14 protein-coding genes are annotated in these 18,501 nt (G+C 60.4%); 5 read left to right on the plus strand and 9 right to left on the minus strand.

Features of this window, described 5'->3' with window-relative positions; translation table 11 throughout:
- Positions 1-66: 66 nt before the first annotated feature.
- Entirely contained in the window at positions 67-1,035 is a 969-nt protein-coding gene (locus AB4N41_RS13445; RefSeq protein ID WP_024011667.1) for a LysR family transcriptional regulator, read from the minus strand.
- 272 nt (positions 1,036-1,307) lie between these two features.
- On the opposite strand from AB4N41_RS13445, the gene AB4N41_RS13450 reads away from it, so the two are divergent.
- The 4 genes from AB4N41_RS13450 (at position 1,308) to AB4N41_RS13465 (ending at position 6,206) form a co-directional block, all read left to right on the plus strand.
- Positions 1,308-2,807: an efflux transporter outer membrane subunit gene (locus AB4N41_RS13450; protein WP_252877479.1), complete on the plus strand. Its 1,500-nt coding sequence runs from the start codon at positions 1,308-1,310 to the stop codon at positions 2,805-2,807.
- Positions 2,808-2,946: 139 nt separating this feature from the next.
- Entirely contained in the window at positions 2,947-5,139 is a 2,193-nt protein-coding gene (locus tag AB4N41_RS13455) for an FUSC family protein (protein WP_252877480.1), read from the plus strand.
- Complete coding sequence (locus AB4N41_RS13460) at positions 5,129-5,329, plus strand: DUF1656 domain-containing protein (RefSeq protein WP_016771611.1); 201 nt, start codon at positions 5,129-5,131, stop codon at positions 5,327-5,329. Before AB4N41_RS13455 ends, AB4N41_RS13460 begins: the two co-directional genes overlap by 11 nt.
- Before the next feature lie 10 nt (positions 5,330-5,339).
- Positions 5,340-6,206 (plus strand): efflux RND transporter periplasmic adaptor subunit, encoded by an 867-nt coding sequence (locus AB4N41_RS13465; RefSeq protein WP_095180415.1) that lies wholly within the window; start codon positions 5,340-5,342, stop codon positions 6,204-6,206.
- A 45-nt stretch (positions 6,207-6,251) separates the two neighbouring features.
- Here AB4N41_RS13465 and AB4N41_RS13470 read toward each other — a convergent pair whose 3' ends face one another.
- From AB4N41_RS13470 to AB4N41_RS13480, 3 genes are all read right to left on the minus strand, one after another.
- Positions 6,252-7,547, minus strand: coding sequence for a hypothetical protein (locus AB4N41_RS13470; protein ID WP_252877481.1), 1,296 nt, complete (start codon positions 7,545-7,547; stop codon positions 6,252-6,254).
- Positions 7,548-7,708: 161 nt separating this feature from the next.
- On the minus strand, positions 7,709-8,533 hold the full coding sequence (locus AB4N41_RS13475) for an SDR family oxidoreductase (protein ID WP_252877482.1): 825 nt from the start codon (positions 8,531-8,533) through the stop codon (positions 7,709-7,711).
- Positions 8,534-8,568: 35 nt separating this feature from the next.
- The gene (locus AB4N41_RS13480) at positions 8,569-9,033 is read right to left on the minus strand and encodes a hypothetical protein (RefSeq protein WP_056783040.1); all 465 of its coding nucleotides are present in this window, start codon (positions 9,031-9,033) and stop codon (positions 8,569-8,571) included.
- A 170-nt stretch (positions 9,034-9,203) separates the two neighbouring features.
- Here AB4N41_RS13480 and AB4N41_RS13485 point away from each other — a divergent pair, with 170 nt between their 5' ends.
- Positions 9,204-11,951: an RHS repeat domain-containing protein gene (locus tag AB4N41_RS13485; protein ID WP_252877483.1), complete on the plus strand. Its 2,748-nt coding sequence runs from the start codon at positions 9,204-9,206 to the stop codon at positions 11,949-11,951.
- Positions 11,952-12,030: 79 nt separating this feature from the next.
- Here AB4N41_RS13485 and AB4N41_RS13490 read toward each other — a convergent pair whose 3' ends face one another.
- From AB4N41_RS13490 to AB4N41_RS13510, 5 genes are all read right to left on the minus strand, one after another.
- Complete coding sequence (locus AB4N41_RS13490) at positions 12,031-13,482, minus strand: mannose-1-phosphate guanylyltransferase/mannose-6-phosphate isomerase (RefSeq protein WP_024011673.1); 1,452 nt, start codon at positions 13,480-13,482, stop codon at positions 12,031-12,033.
- Positions 13,483-13,690: 208 nt separating this feature from the next.
- Complete coding sequence (locus AB4N41_RS13495) at positions 13,691-14,347, minus strand: alginate O-acetyltransferase AlgF (protein ID WP_095180418.1); 657 nt, start codon at positions 14,345-14,347, stop codon at positions 13,691-13,693.
- A 14-nt stretch (positions 14,348-14,361) separates the two neighbouring features.
- Entirely contained in the window at positions 14,362-15,534 is a 1,173-nt protein-coding gene (locus AB4N41_RS13500) for an alginate O-acetyltransferase (RefSeq protein ID WP_110646400.1), read from the minus strand.
- Positions 15,535-15,544: 10 nt separating this feature from the next.
- On the minus strand, positions 15,545-17,110 hold the full coding sequence (locus tag AB4N41_RS13505) for an MBOAT family O-acyltransferase (protein ID WP_041479485.1): 1,566 nt from the start codon (positions 17,108-17,110) through the stop codon (positions 15,545-15,547).
- Positions 17,111-17,382: 272 nt separating this feature from the next.
- Positions 17,383-18,495, minus strand: a complete 1,113-nt coding sequence (locus AB4N41_RS13510; protein ID WP_056783046.1) for a mannuronate-specific alginate lyase — start codon at positions 18,493-18,495, stop codon at positions 17,383-17,385.
- Positions 18,496-18,501: the final 6 nt, after the last annotated feature.

Below are 18,501 nucleotides of genomic sequence, written 5' to 3' on the forward strand. Positions count from 1 at the left end.
CAAGATCAAAAGATCGCAGCCTCGTTGCACTCGTCAGCTCCTGCACGAAGTCAGCGGTGTTTAAAGTCAGGTGGCGACGCGCGCGCCAGCCAGACTCCCGCTCAACTCATACGCGACCAATTCCGCCTGATGCGCCGCCAATATCTCCGGCAACGACCCACGCAAGTACTCCACCCAGGTTTTGATCTTGGCATCCAGGTACTGCCGCGACGGGTAGATCGCGTAGAGGTTGAGTTCCTGCGAGCGGTAGTTCGGCATCACGCGCACCAGGGTGCCGTTGCGCAGGCCTTCGATGGCGGCGTAGACCGGCAGCACGCCGACGCCCATGCCGCTGGTGATGGCGGTTTTCATGGCGTCGGCGGAGTTCACCAGGAATGGTGAGCTGTTGATGGTGACCGTTTCCTGGCCGTCCGGGCCGTCGAAGGCCCATTTCTCCAGGGGGATCACCGGGCTGACCAGGCGCAGGCAGGCGTGGTTGAGCAGGTCGCTGGGTTTCTGTGCGGCGCCGTTGGCTTTCACGTACGCCGGCGAGGCGCAGACGATGCTGTAGGTGATGCCCAGGCGCTGCGAAACGAAGCCCGAGTCGGGCAGTTCGCTGGCCAGCACGATGGACACGTCGTAGCCCTCGTCGAGCAGGTCCGGCACGCGGTTGGCCAGGGTCAGGTCGAAGGTCACGTCGGGGTGGGTCTTGCGGTAGCGGGCGATGGCGTCGATGACGAAGTGCTGACCGATGCCGGTCATGGTGTGCACTTTCAACTGGCCGGCCGGGCGCGCGTGGGCGTCGCTGGCTTCCGCTTCAGCTTCTTCGACGTAGGCGAGGATCTGTTCGCAGCGCAGCAGGTAGCGCTTGCCGGCTTCGGTCAGGGCGATGCGCCGGGTTGTGCGATTGAGCAGACGGGTTTGCAGATGGGCTTCGAGGTTGGAGACCGCGCGCGAGACGTTGGCGGTGGTGGTGTCCAGTTGCACGGCGGCGGCGGTGAAGCTGCCCGCTTCGGCAACACAACTGAAGGCGCGCATGTTTTGCAAAGTGTCCATGGGGTGCTCTCAAGGGAGATGGCAAATTGTGACACGAAGTTTCAGGGGCTGAGACCCCCGACCAAGGGATTATCTCGTTAACCGTAACAAAGATTCACAGAAATCCCAGCTTATCGCCGCAGAGGCAGCTCCATAGAATTGCGCCGATCCCTGCAGGAGCTGCCGAAGGCTGCGATCTTTTGATGTTGTCTTTAAAAAGATCAAAAGATCGCAGCCTTCGGCAGCTCCTACACAAGTCCCTCGATTGATCCCTTTCTCAGGAATTCGCAGCTGTGCCGCGTCGCATCAACAGAGCGCTTTTGCCGCTCAGTGTTCTGGCTTTAACCCTGGCTCTCGGCGGCTGCATCTCTACCCAAGGCATTGCCCCTCACGGCGAGGCACTCGCGGCCGATTCACTGGCCACCGACGCGGCCATTGCCGAGGCCGCCAAAGACGCCCACTGGCCCAGCGCCCAATGGTGGCAGGCGTTTGGTGATGCGCAACTTAATCGCTGGATCGACCTCGCCGTGCAAGGCAGCCCGAGCATGGCCATGACAGCTGCGCGGGTGCGTCAGGCCAAGGCCATGGCCGGTGTTGCCGAAGCGGCCGGGGCGTTGCAGATCAATGGCGAGTCGACCCTCAAGCGACACAACTGGCCGACCGATCAGTTCTACGGCCCCGGCGAACTGGCCAACACCACCACATGGGACAACAACGCCGCGCTCGGCTTCAGCTACGCCCTCGACCTCTGGGGCCGCGAGCGCAATGCCAGTGAACGCGCGGTGGATCTGGCCCATGTGAGCGTGGCCGAGGCGCGACTGGCGCAGCTGGAACTGCAGAGCAATCTGGTCCGCGCCTACATCGAGTTGTCGCTGCATTACGCCCAGCGCGACATCGTCGCGGCGACGCTCCAGCAGCAACAGCAGATTCTCGATCTGGCGCAGAAACGCCTCAGCGGCGGTATCGGCACGCAATTCGAAGTCAGCCAGGCCGAAGCGCCGCTGCCGGAAACCCATCGCCAACTCGATGCGCTGGACGAGGAAATCGCCCTTAGCCGCAACCAGATTGCAGCGCTGGCCGGTAAAGGCCCGGGCGCTGCGGCGCAACTGCAACGGCCGACGCTGTCCCTCGCGGCGCCGTTGAAGTTGCCCACGGCATTGCCCGCCGAACTGCTCGGGCAGCGTCCGGACGTGGTCGCCAGTCGTTGGCAAGTGGCGGCGCAGGCGCGCGGTATCGATGTCGCTCACGCCGGGTTTTACCCCAATGTCGATCTGGTCGGCAGCCTCGGCTACATGGCCACTGGCGGCGGCGCGCTGGAGTTTTTGACCGGCAAGAAACTCAACTACAACGTCGGCCCGGCGATCTCGTTGCCGATCTTCGACGGCGGCCGACTGCGTGGTGAACTGGGCGAAGCGGCGGCCGGTTATGACATCGCCGTGGCGCACTACAACCAGACTCTGATCAACGCGCTGAAGAACATTTCCGATCAGTTGATCCGCCGCGAGTCGATGGACAAGCAGCAGGACTTCGTCGCCGAGTCCGTGGCCGCAGCACAGAAAACCTACGACATCGCGATGATCGCTTATCAACGCGGCCTCACCGATTACCTCAATGTGCTCAATGCGCAGACCTTGCTGTTCAAGCAGCAGCAGGTTCAGCAGCAAGTGCAGGCCGCGCGATTGAGTGCGCATGCTGAGCTGGTGACTGCCTTGGGGGGAGGCCTCGGTGCGGGTAATGACGTGCCGACAGCCGAGCAGACCCAGGCCCCGGAAACCCCGGCGCTCCTGCGTTGAACACAGCATCCATTGTGGGAGCGAGCCTGCTCGCGAAGGGTGCGTATCAGTCAATGAACATGTTGCCTGAGACTGCGCTTTCGCGAGCAGGCTCGCTCCCACAGGTTTCGAGTCCGCATTGCATGCCTGAGTATTTTCAATGACGTCCTTGCCCGCCCCCCTGCGCTGGCTCCATTCCCTGGAATGGCGTCGCGGTTTTTTCGACTGGGCACGCAGCGATGGCGTGACCTGGGTGTATATCTTCAAGGTGTTGCTCGCCGCGTTTCTCACGCTATGGCTGGCGATGCGTCTGGAATTGCCGCAACCGCGCACGGCGATGATCACGGTGTTTATCGTCATGCAGCCGCAGAGCGGCCAGGTGTTCGCCAAGAGTTTCTATCGCTTGCTCGGCACACTGGCCGGGTCGGCGATGATGGTCACGCTGATCGCTTTGTTCGCGCAGAACACGGAGCTGTTTCTCGGCTCGCTGGCGATCTGGGTCGGCATCTGCTCAGCCGGTGCCGCACGTTGCCGCAACTTTCGCGCGTATGGATTTGTGCTCGCCGGTTACACCGCAGCGATGGTCGGTCTGCCGGCGCTGGCGCACCCGGACGGCGCCTTTATGGCGGCAGTGTGGCGGGTGTTGGAGATCTCGCTGGGGATTCTCTGTTCGACGCTGATCAGCGCGGCGATTCTGCCGCAGACCGCCAGTGCGGCGATGCGCAATGCCTTGTATCAGCGCTTCGGTGTGTTCGCGCTCTTCGTCACCGACGGCTTGCGCGGGCGCAGCAAAGCCGAAGCGTTCGAAGCCAGCAACGTGCGCTTCATTGCTGAAGCCGTCGGCCTGGAAGGGCTGCGCAGCGTGACCGTGTTCGAAGACCCGCACATGCGCCGGCGCAACGGTCGTCTGAGTCGTTTGAACAGCGAGTTCATGGGCATCACCACGCGCTTCAACGCCTTGCATCAATTGCTTGAACGCCTGCGCGGCAATGGCGAAGAACATGTTGTTGCGGCGATCAAACCGGGCTTGCAGGACCTCGCCGAAGTGCTCGACGGCTTCAGCGGTCGCGCGCTGACCAGCCCTGATGCGGCTCGTTTGGCGACCGCGTTGGCCAGCTACAAGGAAGGTCTGCCGGCACGTGTCCGAACCCTGCGCGGGATCTTTCAGGACACTGCTCCGAGCGAAGCCGAACAACTGGATTTTCACACCGCCTATGAATTGCTCTACCGCTTCGTCGATGACCTGCACAGCTATGCGCAGACCCACGCGTCGCTGGGCGAGCATCGTCACGAACGCGAACGCTGGGACGAGCCGTTCACCCCGCAAACCAACTGGTGGGCGGCGGCCGCTTCGGGGATCCGCGCCTCGTTCATTCTGATTGTGCTGGGCAGTTACTGGGTCGCCACCGCGTGGCCGAGCGGGGCGACCATGACCCTGATCGCCGCCGCCACCGTCGGTCTTTCCGCCGCCACACCGAACCCGAAACGCATGGCTTTTCAAATGGCGTGCGGGACTTTTCTCGGCGCGCTGATCGGCTTCGTCGAGATGTTTTTCATCTTCCCGTGGATCGACGGTTTCCCCTTGCTCTGCGTGATGCTCGCGCCGGTGATCGTGCTCGGTTCGTTCCTCGCCTCGCGGCCGCAATACGCCGGGGTCGGACTGGGCCTGCTGATTTTTTTCAGCACCGGTTCAGTGCCGGACAATCTCACGATCTACAACCCCTACACCTTCATCAACGACTACATCGCCATGGTCATGGGGATGCTCGTGTGTGCTGCGGCGGGGGCGATTATTCTGCCGCCGAACAGTCGCTGGCTGTGGCAGCGCCTGGAGCAGGATCTGCGCGGGCAAGTGGTCTATGCGATCAGTGGAAAACTCAAAGGCCTGGCCTCGAGTTTCGAGAGCCGCACCCGCGATCTGCTGCATCAGGCCTATGGCCTCGCGGCAGGGCAACCGAAGGTGCAGAAGAGTCTGCTGCGCTGGATGTTCGTGGTGCTGGAAGTCGGCCACGCGATCATCGAGTTGCGCAAGGAGCAGGCGATCCTGCCGGTGCACCCGGCGTATGCCGAATCACAGCCGTGGCGTCAGGCAATCCGCGTGATGGGGCGTGCGTTGGTGCGGCTGTTCTTGCAGCCGAACGCGAGCAATCTTGAGCGCGCACTGGTGGCGGTCGATCACGCGATCAGCCGCGTCGCCGCCACCGATGAGCCGTTCGCGCCGCACTTCGATACCTCGGCGTTGCGGCGGGTGAAGAGCTATCTGCACTTCATCCGCACCTCGTTGCTCGACCCGCAATCACCCCTGGCCGAATTCGCTCCCGCCAGGCCCGAAGGACTTGCCCATGCCTCGTGAAATCGCCTTCCACGGCGTGTACATGCCGACCATGACCCTGATGTTTTTCATTGCTGCGGGATTGGCCTGGGCAGTTGACCGCTTCCTCTCGGGGTTCGACCTGTACCGCTTTTTCTGGCACCCGGCGCTGCTGCGCCTGAGCCTGTTTACCTGTCTGTTCGGTGCCATGGCGCTGACTGTCTACCGTTGAGAACATCTTGATGAAAAAGTTTTTCAGCCTGCTCGCGACTCTGCTGGTGCTGGCCCTGGCGCTGTGGATTGGCCGCACGTTGTGGGAGCACTACATGAACACGCCGTGGACCCGCGATGGCCGCGTTCGCGCCGACATCATCAACGTTGCCGCCGACGTCACCGGCGAAGTGGTCGAAGTGCCGGTGCGTGACAACCAACTGGTGAAAAAGGGCGATCTGCTGATGCGCATCGACCCCGAGCACTACCGCATTGCGGTCAAGCAGGCGCAGTCACTGGTCGCTTCGCGCAAGTCGACCTGGGAAATGCGCAAGGTCAACGCCCATCGCCGCGCCGACCTCGACAATCTGGTGATCTCTAAAGAGAACCGCGACGACGCCAGCAACATCGCCGACGCCGCACTGGCTGATTACCAACACGCCCAGGCGCAACTGGAAGCCGCCGAACTCAACCTCAAACGCACCGAAGTGCGTGCGGCGGTGGACGGTTACGTGACCAACCTCAATGTGCATCGCGGCGATTACGCACGTATCGGCGAAGCGAAGATGGCCGTGGTCGACATGAACTCGTTCTGGGTTTACGGCTTTTTCGAAGAAACCAAACTGCCGCACGTCAAAGTCGGTGACCAAGCCGACATGCAATTGATGAGCGGCGAAGTGCTCAAGGGTCATGTCGAAAGCATTTCGCGCGGGATCTACGACCGCGACAACCCGGAAAGCCGCGAACTGATTGCCGACGTGAACCCGACGTTCAACTGGGTGCGGCTGGCGCAGCGCGTGCCGGTGCGGATTCATATTGATGAGGTGCCAGAGGGCGTGTTGCTGGCGGCGGGGATTACTTGCACGGTAGTGGTGAAGCAGGACCTGGCAGACAAGTGATCGACGGCGTCGCCCCTGAACCGGGCGACGCGGTGATGCTTCCAGCTACTGGGAAATGTTGTAGCGATACAGACAACCCAGAGGGTTTTCTGGATTGATGTTGAGGGCAACAATCAATTTGCCTGGGGCCTGCTGATAATGAAGCCTGGAGAGCGAGTCGGTGGTCTCCTCGCGATGGATGACGCCACCCGCGTCTGAAAAATCGGAGTTGTAGCCACCGCTCCGGGTTTTCACACAGGCAATATAATTGCCCTTCTCGTCTCCACCAGAAACTACGATGTTATCAGCGAAAGGAACATGGTCCGCCCAGTTGACTCGCCTGTCGCTGCCGAGAGCTGGTGGGAGTGGCATGGCATTCGGACTGCCGAAAACGTCAAAATCGGGCTTACCTTTTTCATCGAAGGCGAACAACATGCCGTATCGCTCACTGACACCGCTGCCCATGTTGGTGTAGCCAGATGCCGTAAATCTATCAGGGGCTCGCTGTCTCACAGTATTGAGTTCGGCACCCATGAAGTTGTACCGGACTACCACAACCCCGGGTCTTTCCGAGAGGCCGAAACTCTCATGGAGCGCGCCACTGTCTGAATTCAACATCACGAGGAGACCGTCCGTGTTCACGTCGGGCTCGTATTTTTCGTAGCCTGCAAATAACAAGAGTCCATTGTCGAGCACGCAACCGTCGCTGAGTGAAGTCGATGCATGCGGCATCCCGTGATTAATTTCAACTCGGCCATCTGTGCCGAATGCCTTCACGGGTGCGCCTTGCGCATCGAATTTGTAAAGGTGCGCCCTGAGCACGTCAGGCGTGTGGTAATCAACGCCGACAATAACGCTGCCATCGGGTAGCGCGAAGACGAATGCCGGGCCTTTTTTCGTAAGCCGTTGTGTGTTTGGGGGATCGATGATGACTTGGCCATTCTCGCCAAAGCTGCTCACTCGATTGCCTTTGCTGTCAAGGCAGAGAATCGCAGCGCTAACCTCGTTCGATTGCTCATTGGCTGTGCTGCCTGCCATGAACAGCCGCCCATCGGCACCTTCTGCAATCGGCCCGCCAGAGGCCTGCTCATTGGCCAGGAACGAACCCGTGACACGCCCTGCGACCCCAAACGCCAGGTCTACGGCACCCAAGTGGTTCAGCTTGGAAATGAAGAAGACGCCTTTGTCGAAGGTACTGGTGACCAGCAACGATTTATCGCGCAGCAGCGTTGACCCCGTGAGGGGCCGGGACTTCGTCGGGTCGTCCTGGAATATATCGTCAAGTTGAAGTTTGCCTTGGCCGCGTCCCCATGTAGCGTCGATTGTCGCCCTGATGTTCGCGGCCTTCTCTGCGATTGCCATATACGTCCCTGCGCGGTTGTCGGGAGGTCGGTTTACTCGCCGGGCGCTAACGCTGTCTTAACACTATTCACCTGGCTTGAACTCACGATAGGCCTTCGCTTAGAGGGCGCCTACTGTCAACTCTGACAGGTCTGGCTACCGCTGGTCGCAACGACTGGGGATCAGAGCTTGGCGCGCAACCCGAAGCGCTTCATCAACGTCGATTCGAGTAACCCTTGCGGCAACAACGCCGCCAACAACGGCAACGCCCGGCTGCCGTTGCCGATGCGAACCAGCCGTGGCGGCTTGCTCTGCCGCACCGCTTTCAACAGCTCAGCCGCAAACTCACTGGCCGGTGTTGGCTTGTCCTGCGATGCCTTGGCCCGTGCCCGAATGCCTTCACGCAGGGGAAACCACGGCGATTGCTCGTTGATCAACTGCTCGGCTTCATGTCCGGCATTCTTCGCAAAACTCGATTCAATCGCACCGGGCTGGACTTCCATCACACGGATGCCAAACGGTGCCAGCTCCATGCGCAATGCATCGCTAAGCGCATGCACCGCCGCTTTCGACGCGCAGTAGGCGCCGGCAAACGGTGTGACCAGCACACCCGACACACTGCCGATATTCACCACCAACCCCTTGGCCGGACGCAGCAGCGGAAACAACGCGCGGGTGACGCCAACAATCGAAAACACGTTGGTCTCGAACTGGCGCTGCATCGCCTGCACGCCGCCGTCGAGCAGTGGCCCCATCGCGCCGTAACCGGCGTTGTTGATCAGTACATCGAGGCCGCCATGTTGCTGGCGGAGGCGCTCGGCGAGTTGTTCCAGCGCGGCGCCATCGTTGACGTCCAGCTCGATAGCGGTGAAACCGGCAGCGCTCAGCGCGCTGACATCTTCAGCCTTGCGCGCACTGGCCCAGACTTCGTAGCCAGCGGCTTTGAACGCGTCGGCAAGGGCGCGGCCGATGCCGCTGGAACAACCGGTAATCAACGCAACGGGCATGGCGCATTCCTTGTGCAAACAGTCGGGGGAGGGGATCAGTCGGAGAAACTACCTTGCAAATGCTCGGCGCGAAACTCCAGGGTTTGCGGGCGATAGCCGGGGCGCAGCGGCGGCAGTGGCAAGCAGTCTTCCCAGGTCGCGCCGGCCTGCAATTCGCCGGGGCCGCGATAGCGTGGGGCAGTGTATTGATTGTCGGCCAGGTTGACCGTATCACCCGGCGCATAAGCGGCGATGCGCCAGCGCAGCTCGGTCAGCGGCACATTGTTGCCATTGTTCATTTTCAATTGCAGCGGACGGTCGGCCGGGCATTGCTCGGGAGCGTAGGCAATGCGCAGTTCCAGGCGCGCCAGTTGCTTGATCTCGCGGTTGTCCAGCCACACCACCCACATGGCCACGAAACCCAGGCCAATCGCAGCGGCTACCGAAACCGGCAAGGCCTTGGCCGGGTAGCGCAGCAGCAGGATCAACCAGGTAATGACCAGCAGGATGCCGATGAACATGCGTGAGCGCTCCGTGGGTGAGTGAGCCCCATCCTACCGAAGGCTTGGCGCAATGGGTATTCGGGACGAGTTTGTGCGCACCGTTGGTCGGGACTGTAATTTCTGACAGTAGGAATGCGATTCCGCGCTTGCTCTCATGAGCCAAGGGCACACTGGGACGTTGACGCACTATGGGCATCCACAGCAATACGCCAACGCTTGCCGTGAACGATCCGCGCGGGTTGGCCATCCTCAGCGTCAACTACTGGCGCGCCGATGCGGCGCTGGCAAGCGAGCCCCGGATCGAGCGGACGTTGCGCGACAACGCCGGCCGTGCAGTCAAACAATGGGATGCGCGATTGTGGGCGTTGCAGGCGAATGATCCACAAGCGCCCGCCAGCCTCACCACTGTCCATGCCTTGAACGATATCGCGCTGCGCTCGGACAGTACCGATGCGGGAGTCCAGGTCCAGTTGCCCGGTTTGGCCGGCCAGACGTTGTGCAACTGGGACAGCCGTGGCACATGCCGCGAAATTGCATACGATGACTTGTTGCGACCTGTCGCGGTGTTCGAGGAAGGCACCGGCGTACCTCGCCGTTGTTCCGAGCGCCTTGCCTATGGCCGCCCCGGCGCGGGCGATCCGCTGCGCAATCAGCTCGGTCAAGTGATTCGTCATGACGATCCCGGTGGCAGTGTTCTGTTCTCGCAGTTTGCGATCACCGGGCAGTGCAGTGAAAACATCCGTCACTTCACGCTTGAGCCGGTTGCCGCGGATTGGCCAGAGGCTATCGCCGATCGACAGAAGTTGCTCGAACCTCAAGGGGCAACCACACAATGGCGCTATGCCCCGCTGGGACCTGTGCTCGAACAGTTCGATGCCGGTGGCAATCGGCAGGCCTTCGCACTGACTCTCCACGGCCAGTTACGCGCAGTTGAAATACGGCTCAAACTTCAGACTCAGAACCATTCGGTCGTCAGTGATATTCGCTACGACGCTTACGGACAAGTCACTCATGAACTGGCAGGCAACGGCGTGCTGACTACGCTGAGCTACCGTCCCGAAGACGGCCGCCTGCTCACGCGCCATGCTCAGGACAATCTAGGCAATGTGCTGCAGCATCTGATCTACGCCTACGACCCGATGGGCAATGTAACGAGTATCGAAGACCAGGCATTGCCCGTGCGCTGGTTCGCCAACCAGCGTATCGAGCCGGTCAGTCGTTACCGCTATGACAGTCTTTATCAGTTGTCCCATGCCACTGGCTGGGAGGCCGGCGTTGGCGGTGGCGGGCCGACCGCTGTCGCCAACTACAGCCAGCGTTATCATTACGACGTCGGCGGCAATTTGCGCGGGCTGACTCACGTCGGCCAACAAAGTCCAGGTCATCAACTGCAGGCCGCACGCTTTAGCAATCGGTGTTTGCCGTGGCATGACGGTAAGCCGCCCTCTGAAGCAGAGATCGCTGCAGCTTTCGATTCGCGGGGTAATTTGCTGTTGCTGGATCAGGGACGCCGGTTGCAGTGGAATCTGCGTTGCCAGCTGGACTCGGTCGTGGTCGTCTCACGCCGAACAGATGCCGATGATCGTGAAAGCTATCTCTATGACGGCGCCGGTCAGCGGGTATGCAAGACGCGTTCGTCACGGGCCTCTGCACGCAGTCTTCTTGCACAGGTGCGTTATCTGCCAGCGCTGGAATTACGCACCGATACCGGCACCGGTGAGAGCCTGCAGGTGATCATCGTGCGGACCGGACTCAATATCGTACGCGTCCTGCATTGGCAGAGCCCATCGCCGACCGGCCTCAATAATCTCTACCGATACAGTTTCAATGATCATCTGGGCTCAATCAGTCTTGAGCTGGACGCGGATGCGCAACTGATCAGCCGCGAGCATTTTTATCCATTCGGTGCAACGGCGTGGGCCGAAGAACCCGACGTCAGCTACAAGACCGCGCGGTATTCGGCAAAGGAACGTGACGCCACGGGACTTTACTATTACGGGTTTCGCTATTACGTCCCGTGGCTGCAACGCTGGCTGAACAGCGATCCTGGTGGAGCGATCGACGGCCATAATCGCTACCGCGCGCTGCGCAACAACCCAATGACTTACAGGGACAGCGACGGGCGCAAGCCCGACAAGCCCGACAAGCGTGCTGGCGACCGGGTGTATCACGATCTTGCCGACAAGAAACTGGTCAATCCCGTGCAAGCCGCCGGCATGCAGCCAGTGCGCCGTTACTTCGAGAATGATCCAAATCCCGACGTCCAGGCCTACCGCCGCGAAATACCGGTAGCGCTGGCAGAGCTGGGAGCCCGGGACAACTCCGTGCTCAACACACATCAGGCGCACGTTATCGCTGCCGCCCGGACGAACACGGCGTCGCCCTCCGGTGCTGTTCTTTATCACTCCGGCGAGCTGGTTTCATCAGCGATGAACAGAGTTGTGGGAGAGGAGGCTACCAGTCGGGTAATGGGTCCTTTGTCTGTCGCGTTCAACAGCCCCGTCGAAGATCCCAACGTATTGGCTGCAAGACGGGGAGCTGTAGCCACGGGCTTCAAGATCGGAGGGAAATTATTGATGCACGCCTCCAGTCCTGCCGTACAGCTGGTTGGAGCAGCGAGTATTGCCCTGGGCAACGTGATGGATATTTCAGAAGCGCAAACGCGTATTCAACACAGAGTTTTGACTACCCCCGTCCATGCGCCGTTGTCACCGCCTTCGAGTACACCCACATTAGGCTTTCAGTCGTTGAACCCAGCATCGTCTGCACGGCATCAAGCACGGCTTGCAGAACACGGTGAAACACCGAGCCCATGGGCGCAACAACTGCTGGTTGCCGGTTTTACAGCGCCGTTGCAGGGTGTTCATGCGATTGATGGCGCAACCGCCGAAGACAAGTGGATGAACAGACCTCGCCGAAACTCTGGCTTCGGCTAAACGAAAAAAGCCCCCGCCCAGCCCGCTGCGGATAGGGAACGCAACGGGCTGGACGAGGGCTTCTTGTTTCAGCAGGCGATTACTGCGCGATGGTTTTCACCGACACGCCGCGTTCGATCGGGGTGGAGCGGCCGTAGATATCTTCGAAACGCTCGATATCGTCTTCACCCAGGTACGAACCCGACTGCACTTCGATGATTTCCAGCGGGATCTTGCCCGGGTTGCGCAGGCGGTGCACCGAGGCGATCGGGATGTAGGTCGACTGGTTTTCGGTGAGCAGGAACACGTTTTCGTCGCAGGTCACTTCGGCGGTGCCGCTGACCACGATCCAGTGTTCGGCGCGGTGGTGGTGCATCTGCAGCGACAGGCACGCGCCCGGCTTGACCGAGATGTGCTTGACCTGGAAACGCCCGCCCATGTCCACCGAGTCGTACGAGCCCCACGGACGATAGACTTCGCAGTGGTTCTGGGTTTCGCTGCGGCCCTGGGCATTGAGGGTGTTGACCATCTGCTTGACGCCCTGGACCTTGTCCTTGTGGGCAATCATCATCGCGTCCTTGGTTTCGACCACGACGATGTTTTCCAGACCGATCACCGAGACCAGTTTGCCGTTGCCGTGGATCATGCAGTTCTTGCTGTCCTGGATGACCACATCGCCTTTGCTGACGTTGCCGTTGGCGTCTTTCTCGTTGACTTCCCACAGCGACGACCAGCAGCCGACATCGCTCCAGCCGGCGGTCAGCGGCACCACGCAGGCGCGCTGGGTTTTTTCCATCACCGAGTAGTCGATGGAGTTGTCCGGGCAGCAGGCGAAGGTGGCTTCGTCGAAGGTGATGGTGTCGGCGTCCTGCTGGCTGCGCTCAAGGGTCAGCAGGCAGGTGTCGTAGATGTCCGGATCGTGCTTTTTCAGTTCTTCGAGGAAGCGGCTGGCGCGGAACAGGAACATGCCGCTGTTCCAGTAGTAACCGCCGGATTCGACGTACTCGGTGGCGCGCTTGACGTCCGGTTTTTCGACGAAGTGCGAGACGCGACTGACGCCTTCGGGCAGCAGCGAATCAGCAGTGGATTTGATGTAGCCGTAGCCGGTTTCCGGTTTGGTTGCCGGCACGCCGAACAGGACCATCTCGCCGTTCTCGGCAGCGACAGTCGCCAGGGCCAGCGCACGTTGCAGGGCTTTCTGGTCTTCCAGCACGTGGTCGGCCGGCAGCACCAGCATCAGTTCGTCACGACCTTCATTGACCAGCATCATCGCGGTCAGGGCCACGGCCGGCGACGTGTTGCGGCCGAACGGTTCCATCAGGATGCGCTGACATTCCAGATTGCGCGCGGCCAGTTGCTCGTTGACGATGAAACGGTGCTCTTTGTTGCAGACCACGATTGGCGTGTCCATGCCTTCGAACACCAGGCGCTCGAGGGTTTGCTGGAACAGCGTGTGTTCGCCGGTCAGGGCGAGGAATTGCTTGGGGAATTGCTTGCGCGAAAGAGGCCACAGACGCGAACCGCTACCACCTGACAAGATCACCGGAATCATAGTGTTTACTCCATAAAATCAATTTGGTTAGAGCAACGAACGTTGTGTCGTTTCACTCTTGTTTTTGTCTCGTGTCCGAAGACGCCGCATCCCTTGTAGGAGCTGCCGAAGGCTGCGATCTGTTGATCTTGATCTTCAAAATCAAAAGATCGCAGCCTCGTTTCACTCGACAGCTCCTACAGGGATCAGCGTCTCTGCGGGAAATTGGTTAGCGAGTCGACACCGGGCGTTTCACCCAGACTGGCGACAGGTTGCTGCCGTTGCCGGTGACGTACAGCACCGCTGCCTCACCGCGCTCCAGAGCGACCGGTTTCACGTCGCCGACTTTCTTGTCGCCTTCGTACAGCGCCAGGCTGACTTTCACCGGGTTGATTTCACGTTCGCCACGGCCCTTGGCAGCGACGTTCGGCACCACTTCGGTCTTGCCGTCGGCGGTTTTCAGGGTCAGCGATTTGTCGCTGAGGTTCTGCACGCGCACCAGGGATTTCTGCTTGTTCTTGAACGGTGGTTCTTCGATCAGTTGCGGCGCGCCGGAGGCGTTGTTGACCAGGGTGTAGTAGTGGTCACCAGCGAGTTTGACCGGCAGGGTCTGGCTGCCGACCTTGGCGCTGTAATCGCCGCCCGGCATGAAGCTGAAGTCGCTGCTGGCCAGTGGCGCGATGTCGCTCAGGTTGGTGCTGCCGACAGTCGCGCTGACTTCAGCGTTGCTGGCGTTGTAGACACGCACGAAGGTCGAGCCTTTCGGAGCGGTCGGGCCGTACAGCGCGGCGTCGCCGCCGGCGAAGGCTGGGACGGAAAGTACGCTGAGGCCAGCAACCAGTGCGAAGCTTTTAGCGAGACGACGAGGAGTAGTAGTGAAAGTCATGGTGTACCTCTCTTTCAGTTTTGCGCCCGATCGGGCGTCTCGGATTTAGTGTTGATGGCTACGTTTTGTTGGCGGGCGCCGGCTTGTTTGAGCTCTGCGACCCACTGCGGGTCGGCGTCGCCGATTTCGTTGTTCACAGGCAGATATCGTTCAGGAAACTCCCAGATCAGCACTTGTGGCGGGCTGTTCTTGAAGTCATCGCTTTTCAGGTAGCTGAGCATCGGCAGAATCGGGCCGTGGCCGTCTTCGGCGTAGTTGACGACGTCGCTGTGCAGCGCTTGTTTGAGCGCACCGACGAAGTTCCAGTTGGGGTTGGCGCTGTAGCTGGTGCCGATCAGCGCGACCGGTACTTCGCTGTTGGCGAACAGGGCGTCGTCACCGGCAGGTTGCTCGGCGGCAACGGTGTTGCGTTTGAGCAGTGGCTCAGGCGCCGGCATCATGTTTTCGAACAGCGGATCGAGCGGCAGGAACAGACGCAGATCGCCCTTGTGCGTGACCTTCTCTGCTGGCGTGGTAACGAAGCGCTGTGGCTCGCCGCTCAGCGGGAATTTCTCGGCAATGGTTTTCGCCAGCGTGTTGGCGGCGATCTCGGCGCCCTCCGGCGTCCAGTGGGTGTCGGTGCGCAGGAACACTTGCTGACCGTTCTGCTTGGCCTGTTGCAGCGGGCCGAGCAGGTCAGGGGCGAGGATCTTGTCGGCCGCGACACGGGCGTGGAAATCCTGATACAGGTTCTGGTGAATGCTCGAAGGCTTCACTTCATCCAGATGCTCCGGATACAGACGCACCTTGGCCGGCACGATCGCCATCACCAGTTTCACGCCTTTCTCTTTCAGGGTCTGGCGCACGCCTTCGACCAGCGCGTAGTTGCCTTGCAGGTTCTGCTGTTCGTTGACGATCGGGTTGAATTCCTCATCGCTGTACAACCACTGGTCGCGGCCGAGCACGACGCCCGGACGACCTTCGTTGAACAGCTTGAAATCCAGCGCGGCCCAGAGGTTGGTGCCCAGACGCTTGATCGGGAATTCATCGTCGTAGTGGGTTTCCACCGCCTTGGTCCAGCGGCCATTGAGCACCGTCGCATCGGCGTTGGTGCTGAAGCCGAAGAAGCTGCGAACCGACCACAGACCCAGGACCAACAGCGTCACCAGGAACAGGGCGATGTAGAAGATGCGTAATGAGCGGGTCATGTCAGATCCCTCAGAACTGGAAGTAAAGGAACGGCGAGAAGCTTTGCGCCGAGAGTTTGAGAATCGAGGCGATGAACAGCAGCAGGATCAGCCCGCGCATCACGTAGCGCGACCAGTCAGCGGTCCAGTAAGCCGGTTGCACCTGGGCTTCGACGCCAACGGTGTAGCCAGGTTCGTGGATGCTCGCCGGATTTTCCCCAGGCGCTGCCTTGATCATTCCCGGCGTCGCCGTGGCAGGGCCATTGGCCTCGACGTTGACTTCCGGTTTGGTCTTGGCTGGCGGCTGATTGGTATACAGATCACGCAGGCCGAAGAACGCCAGGGTTACGTAAGCCACCACCAGAGTCGCTACTTGCAGACCGGTGAGGCTGGCCTGATTGAGTTCCGACAGCGACCAGTCGCCGAAGCTGAACATTGCACCGTACATGCGACCGGCGACGTGCAGATTCTCGGCACGGAAGATCACCCAGCCCATGACCACCAGCAGGAAGGTCAGTGCCCAGCGGATCGGGTTGAGGCTGCGCGGCGAAGTGTTCAGGCCGAGCATTTTTTCGATCGCCAGCCACATGCCGTGCCAGGCGCCCCAGATGATGTAAGTGATGTTCGCGCCGTGCCACAGACCACCGAGCAGCATGGTCAGGAACAGGTTGCGATAGGTCATCAGCGTGCCTTTACGGTTACCGCCGAGGGTGATGTACAGGTAGTCACGCAGCCAGGTGGAGAGGCTGATGTGCCAGCGGCGCCAGAACTCGGTGATCGACTGGCTGATGTACGGCTGCTTGAAGTTTTCCATGAAGCGGAAACCCATCATCAAGCCCAGACCGATGGCCATGTCGCTGTAACCGGAGAAATCGAAATACAGCTGCGCGGTGTACGCCAGCGCACCGAGCCAGGCATCACCCGTGGTCGGGTTCTGCAAGGCGAAGCAATGGTCGGCGACCACGGCGAGGGTGTCGGCAATAAATACTTTCTTGATGAAACCCTGCATGAACCGCGTGCAGCCCTCGGAGAATTTGTCGAGGGTGTGCGTGCGGTTGTTGAACTGGTCGGCGAGGTCGCGGAAACGCAGAACCGGGCCGGCAATCAGGTGCGGGAAGATCGCCACGAATGCTGCGAAGTCGATCAGGTTGCGCGTGGCCGGAGTGTCGCCACGGTACACGTCGATGATGTAGCTGATCGATTCGAAGATGTAGAACGAAATACCGATCGGCAGCAGCACGTGGGTGAGGATGAACGGCTCGAGACCGAACGAAGTCATGATTTCGTTGATGCTGTCGACACCGAAGTTGGCGTACTTGAAGTAGCCAAGGATGCACAGGTCGACGGCCACACCGAGCAGCAGCCAGCGCTGCGCCGGTTTGGTTCTAACGCCGGCGGCACCGACCTTGAGGCCGATCCAGTAGTTCCACAGCGTGACCGCTGCGAACAGCGCGAGGAAGTCCACACGCCACCAGGCGTAGAACACGTAGCTGGCGATCAGCAGCAGCAGGTTGCGATAGCGTTGCCCGCTCAAGTAGTACAAGCCGAGAAAGATCGGCAAGAACAGAAACAGGAACACGTTGGATGAAAATACCATCCCGATCTCTCCATGTTTGAACCAACAGTCAAGGGCCAAAGCCCCCCCAACCCCCCCGTGATAGTGGAGGGGTGACACAGTGTTTGCTTGAGGTCTGGGCTGGCCGTCAAACCGCGCCCCCTCACCCCCCGCCCTCTCCCCGAGGGAGAGGGAGCCTGATCTCCATGGTTTTCAAAAATGGAGATCGACTCGGTATTTCATTTCGGCGTAACTCGCACAGCCACCTCGGTCAGTCCCCTCTCCCTCCGGGAGAGGGTTAGGGTGAGGGGCTTTTAGCCCTTTTCATGCGACGGGTCGTAGACCTTGGTCAGGTCGCCGCCAAGACGGAAAGTCTTGAACGGTTGCATGTCGCGCTTCTTCTCGATCACATCCGGCGCACAGGTGTAGAGCGTGCAGAACGGTTCGAGCCAGGCGAATTTCATGTCCTCTTTCAGGTCGGTCATGTCCTGCTTTTTGCCGTTCTTTTCTTCGAACTCGTCAGGGTCCTTCACGCCGGCCAACACACGGTCACCGAGACGCTTCAGTGCGCCATTGTTTTCCTGACGCAGATCCACACCATTGACCTGGGCGAAACTGGCGATCATTGCCAGCGGCGGCAGGGCGTAATTGTGATAGGCGAGGGCGCGTTGCTGGCGCTTGAGTTCGTTAGGCAGGAAGCCATCGGCATCGACTTGATTGACGCCAACCTTGTATTCCTTCACCGCCCAATCAAACAGGTCGCGGCGGTTGGTGGCGACGGCGGTGGCCATCACCGACCAGGCGGCCCAGTACGAGTGGTTGTTGGTTTTTTCCAGCGGCAGGTTGTCCCAGTCGCTGACCACCTGATCAGCCATTTTGCTGAACCAGGCTTCGATCAACTGCGCTTCCTGCTGGTGCTGGGCCAGCGGATGCGAGTCGGAGAATTTCAGGCGAATGTACGACGAGGCCATGCTGCCCAGTGCCCATTTGCGCATCGACTTGCCGGTGTGGTTGAAGTCTTTGGACATCAACGCGTCAGCCTTGGCCCATGCGGTCAGCCAGTTGAGCGTGCATTCGAGCTGCTCCGGGCGACCGTCGCGCATGAACTGCATGACGCGCTTGGCGGTGCCGCGCTCCAGCGTGGTGATGTCTTTGGTGGTGTCGCGAAAGGCTTTTTCCGACTGCACGTTCAGCGTCGCGCGGGCCTTGTCCGAACCTTCGTATTTGCTGCGAAATTGCAGCGGACCGGTGTATGGCGCCGGCATCGCGTCGCAGCCGTCGCTCTTGTCGCCGGTCTTGAATTTATCCACCGGGGCGAAGTAGCCCTGCGGTGGACGCAATGGCGCGGCGGCCTGAGTTGCCCCGGCGAACATCGCCAGGCTCAGGAGTGTCGGTGCCAACAGATTTTTCAGTTTCGGATTTCGCATAGCAGA

The sequence above is a fragment of the Pseudomonas sp. S2_A10 genome (genome assembly GCF_054668465.1).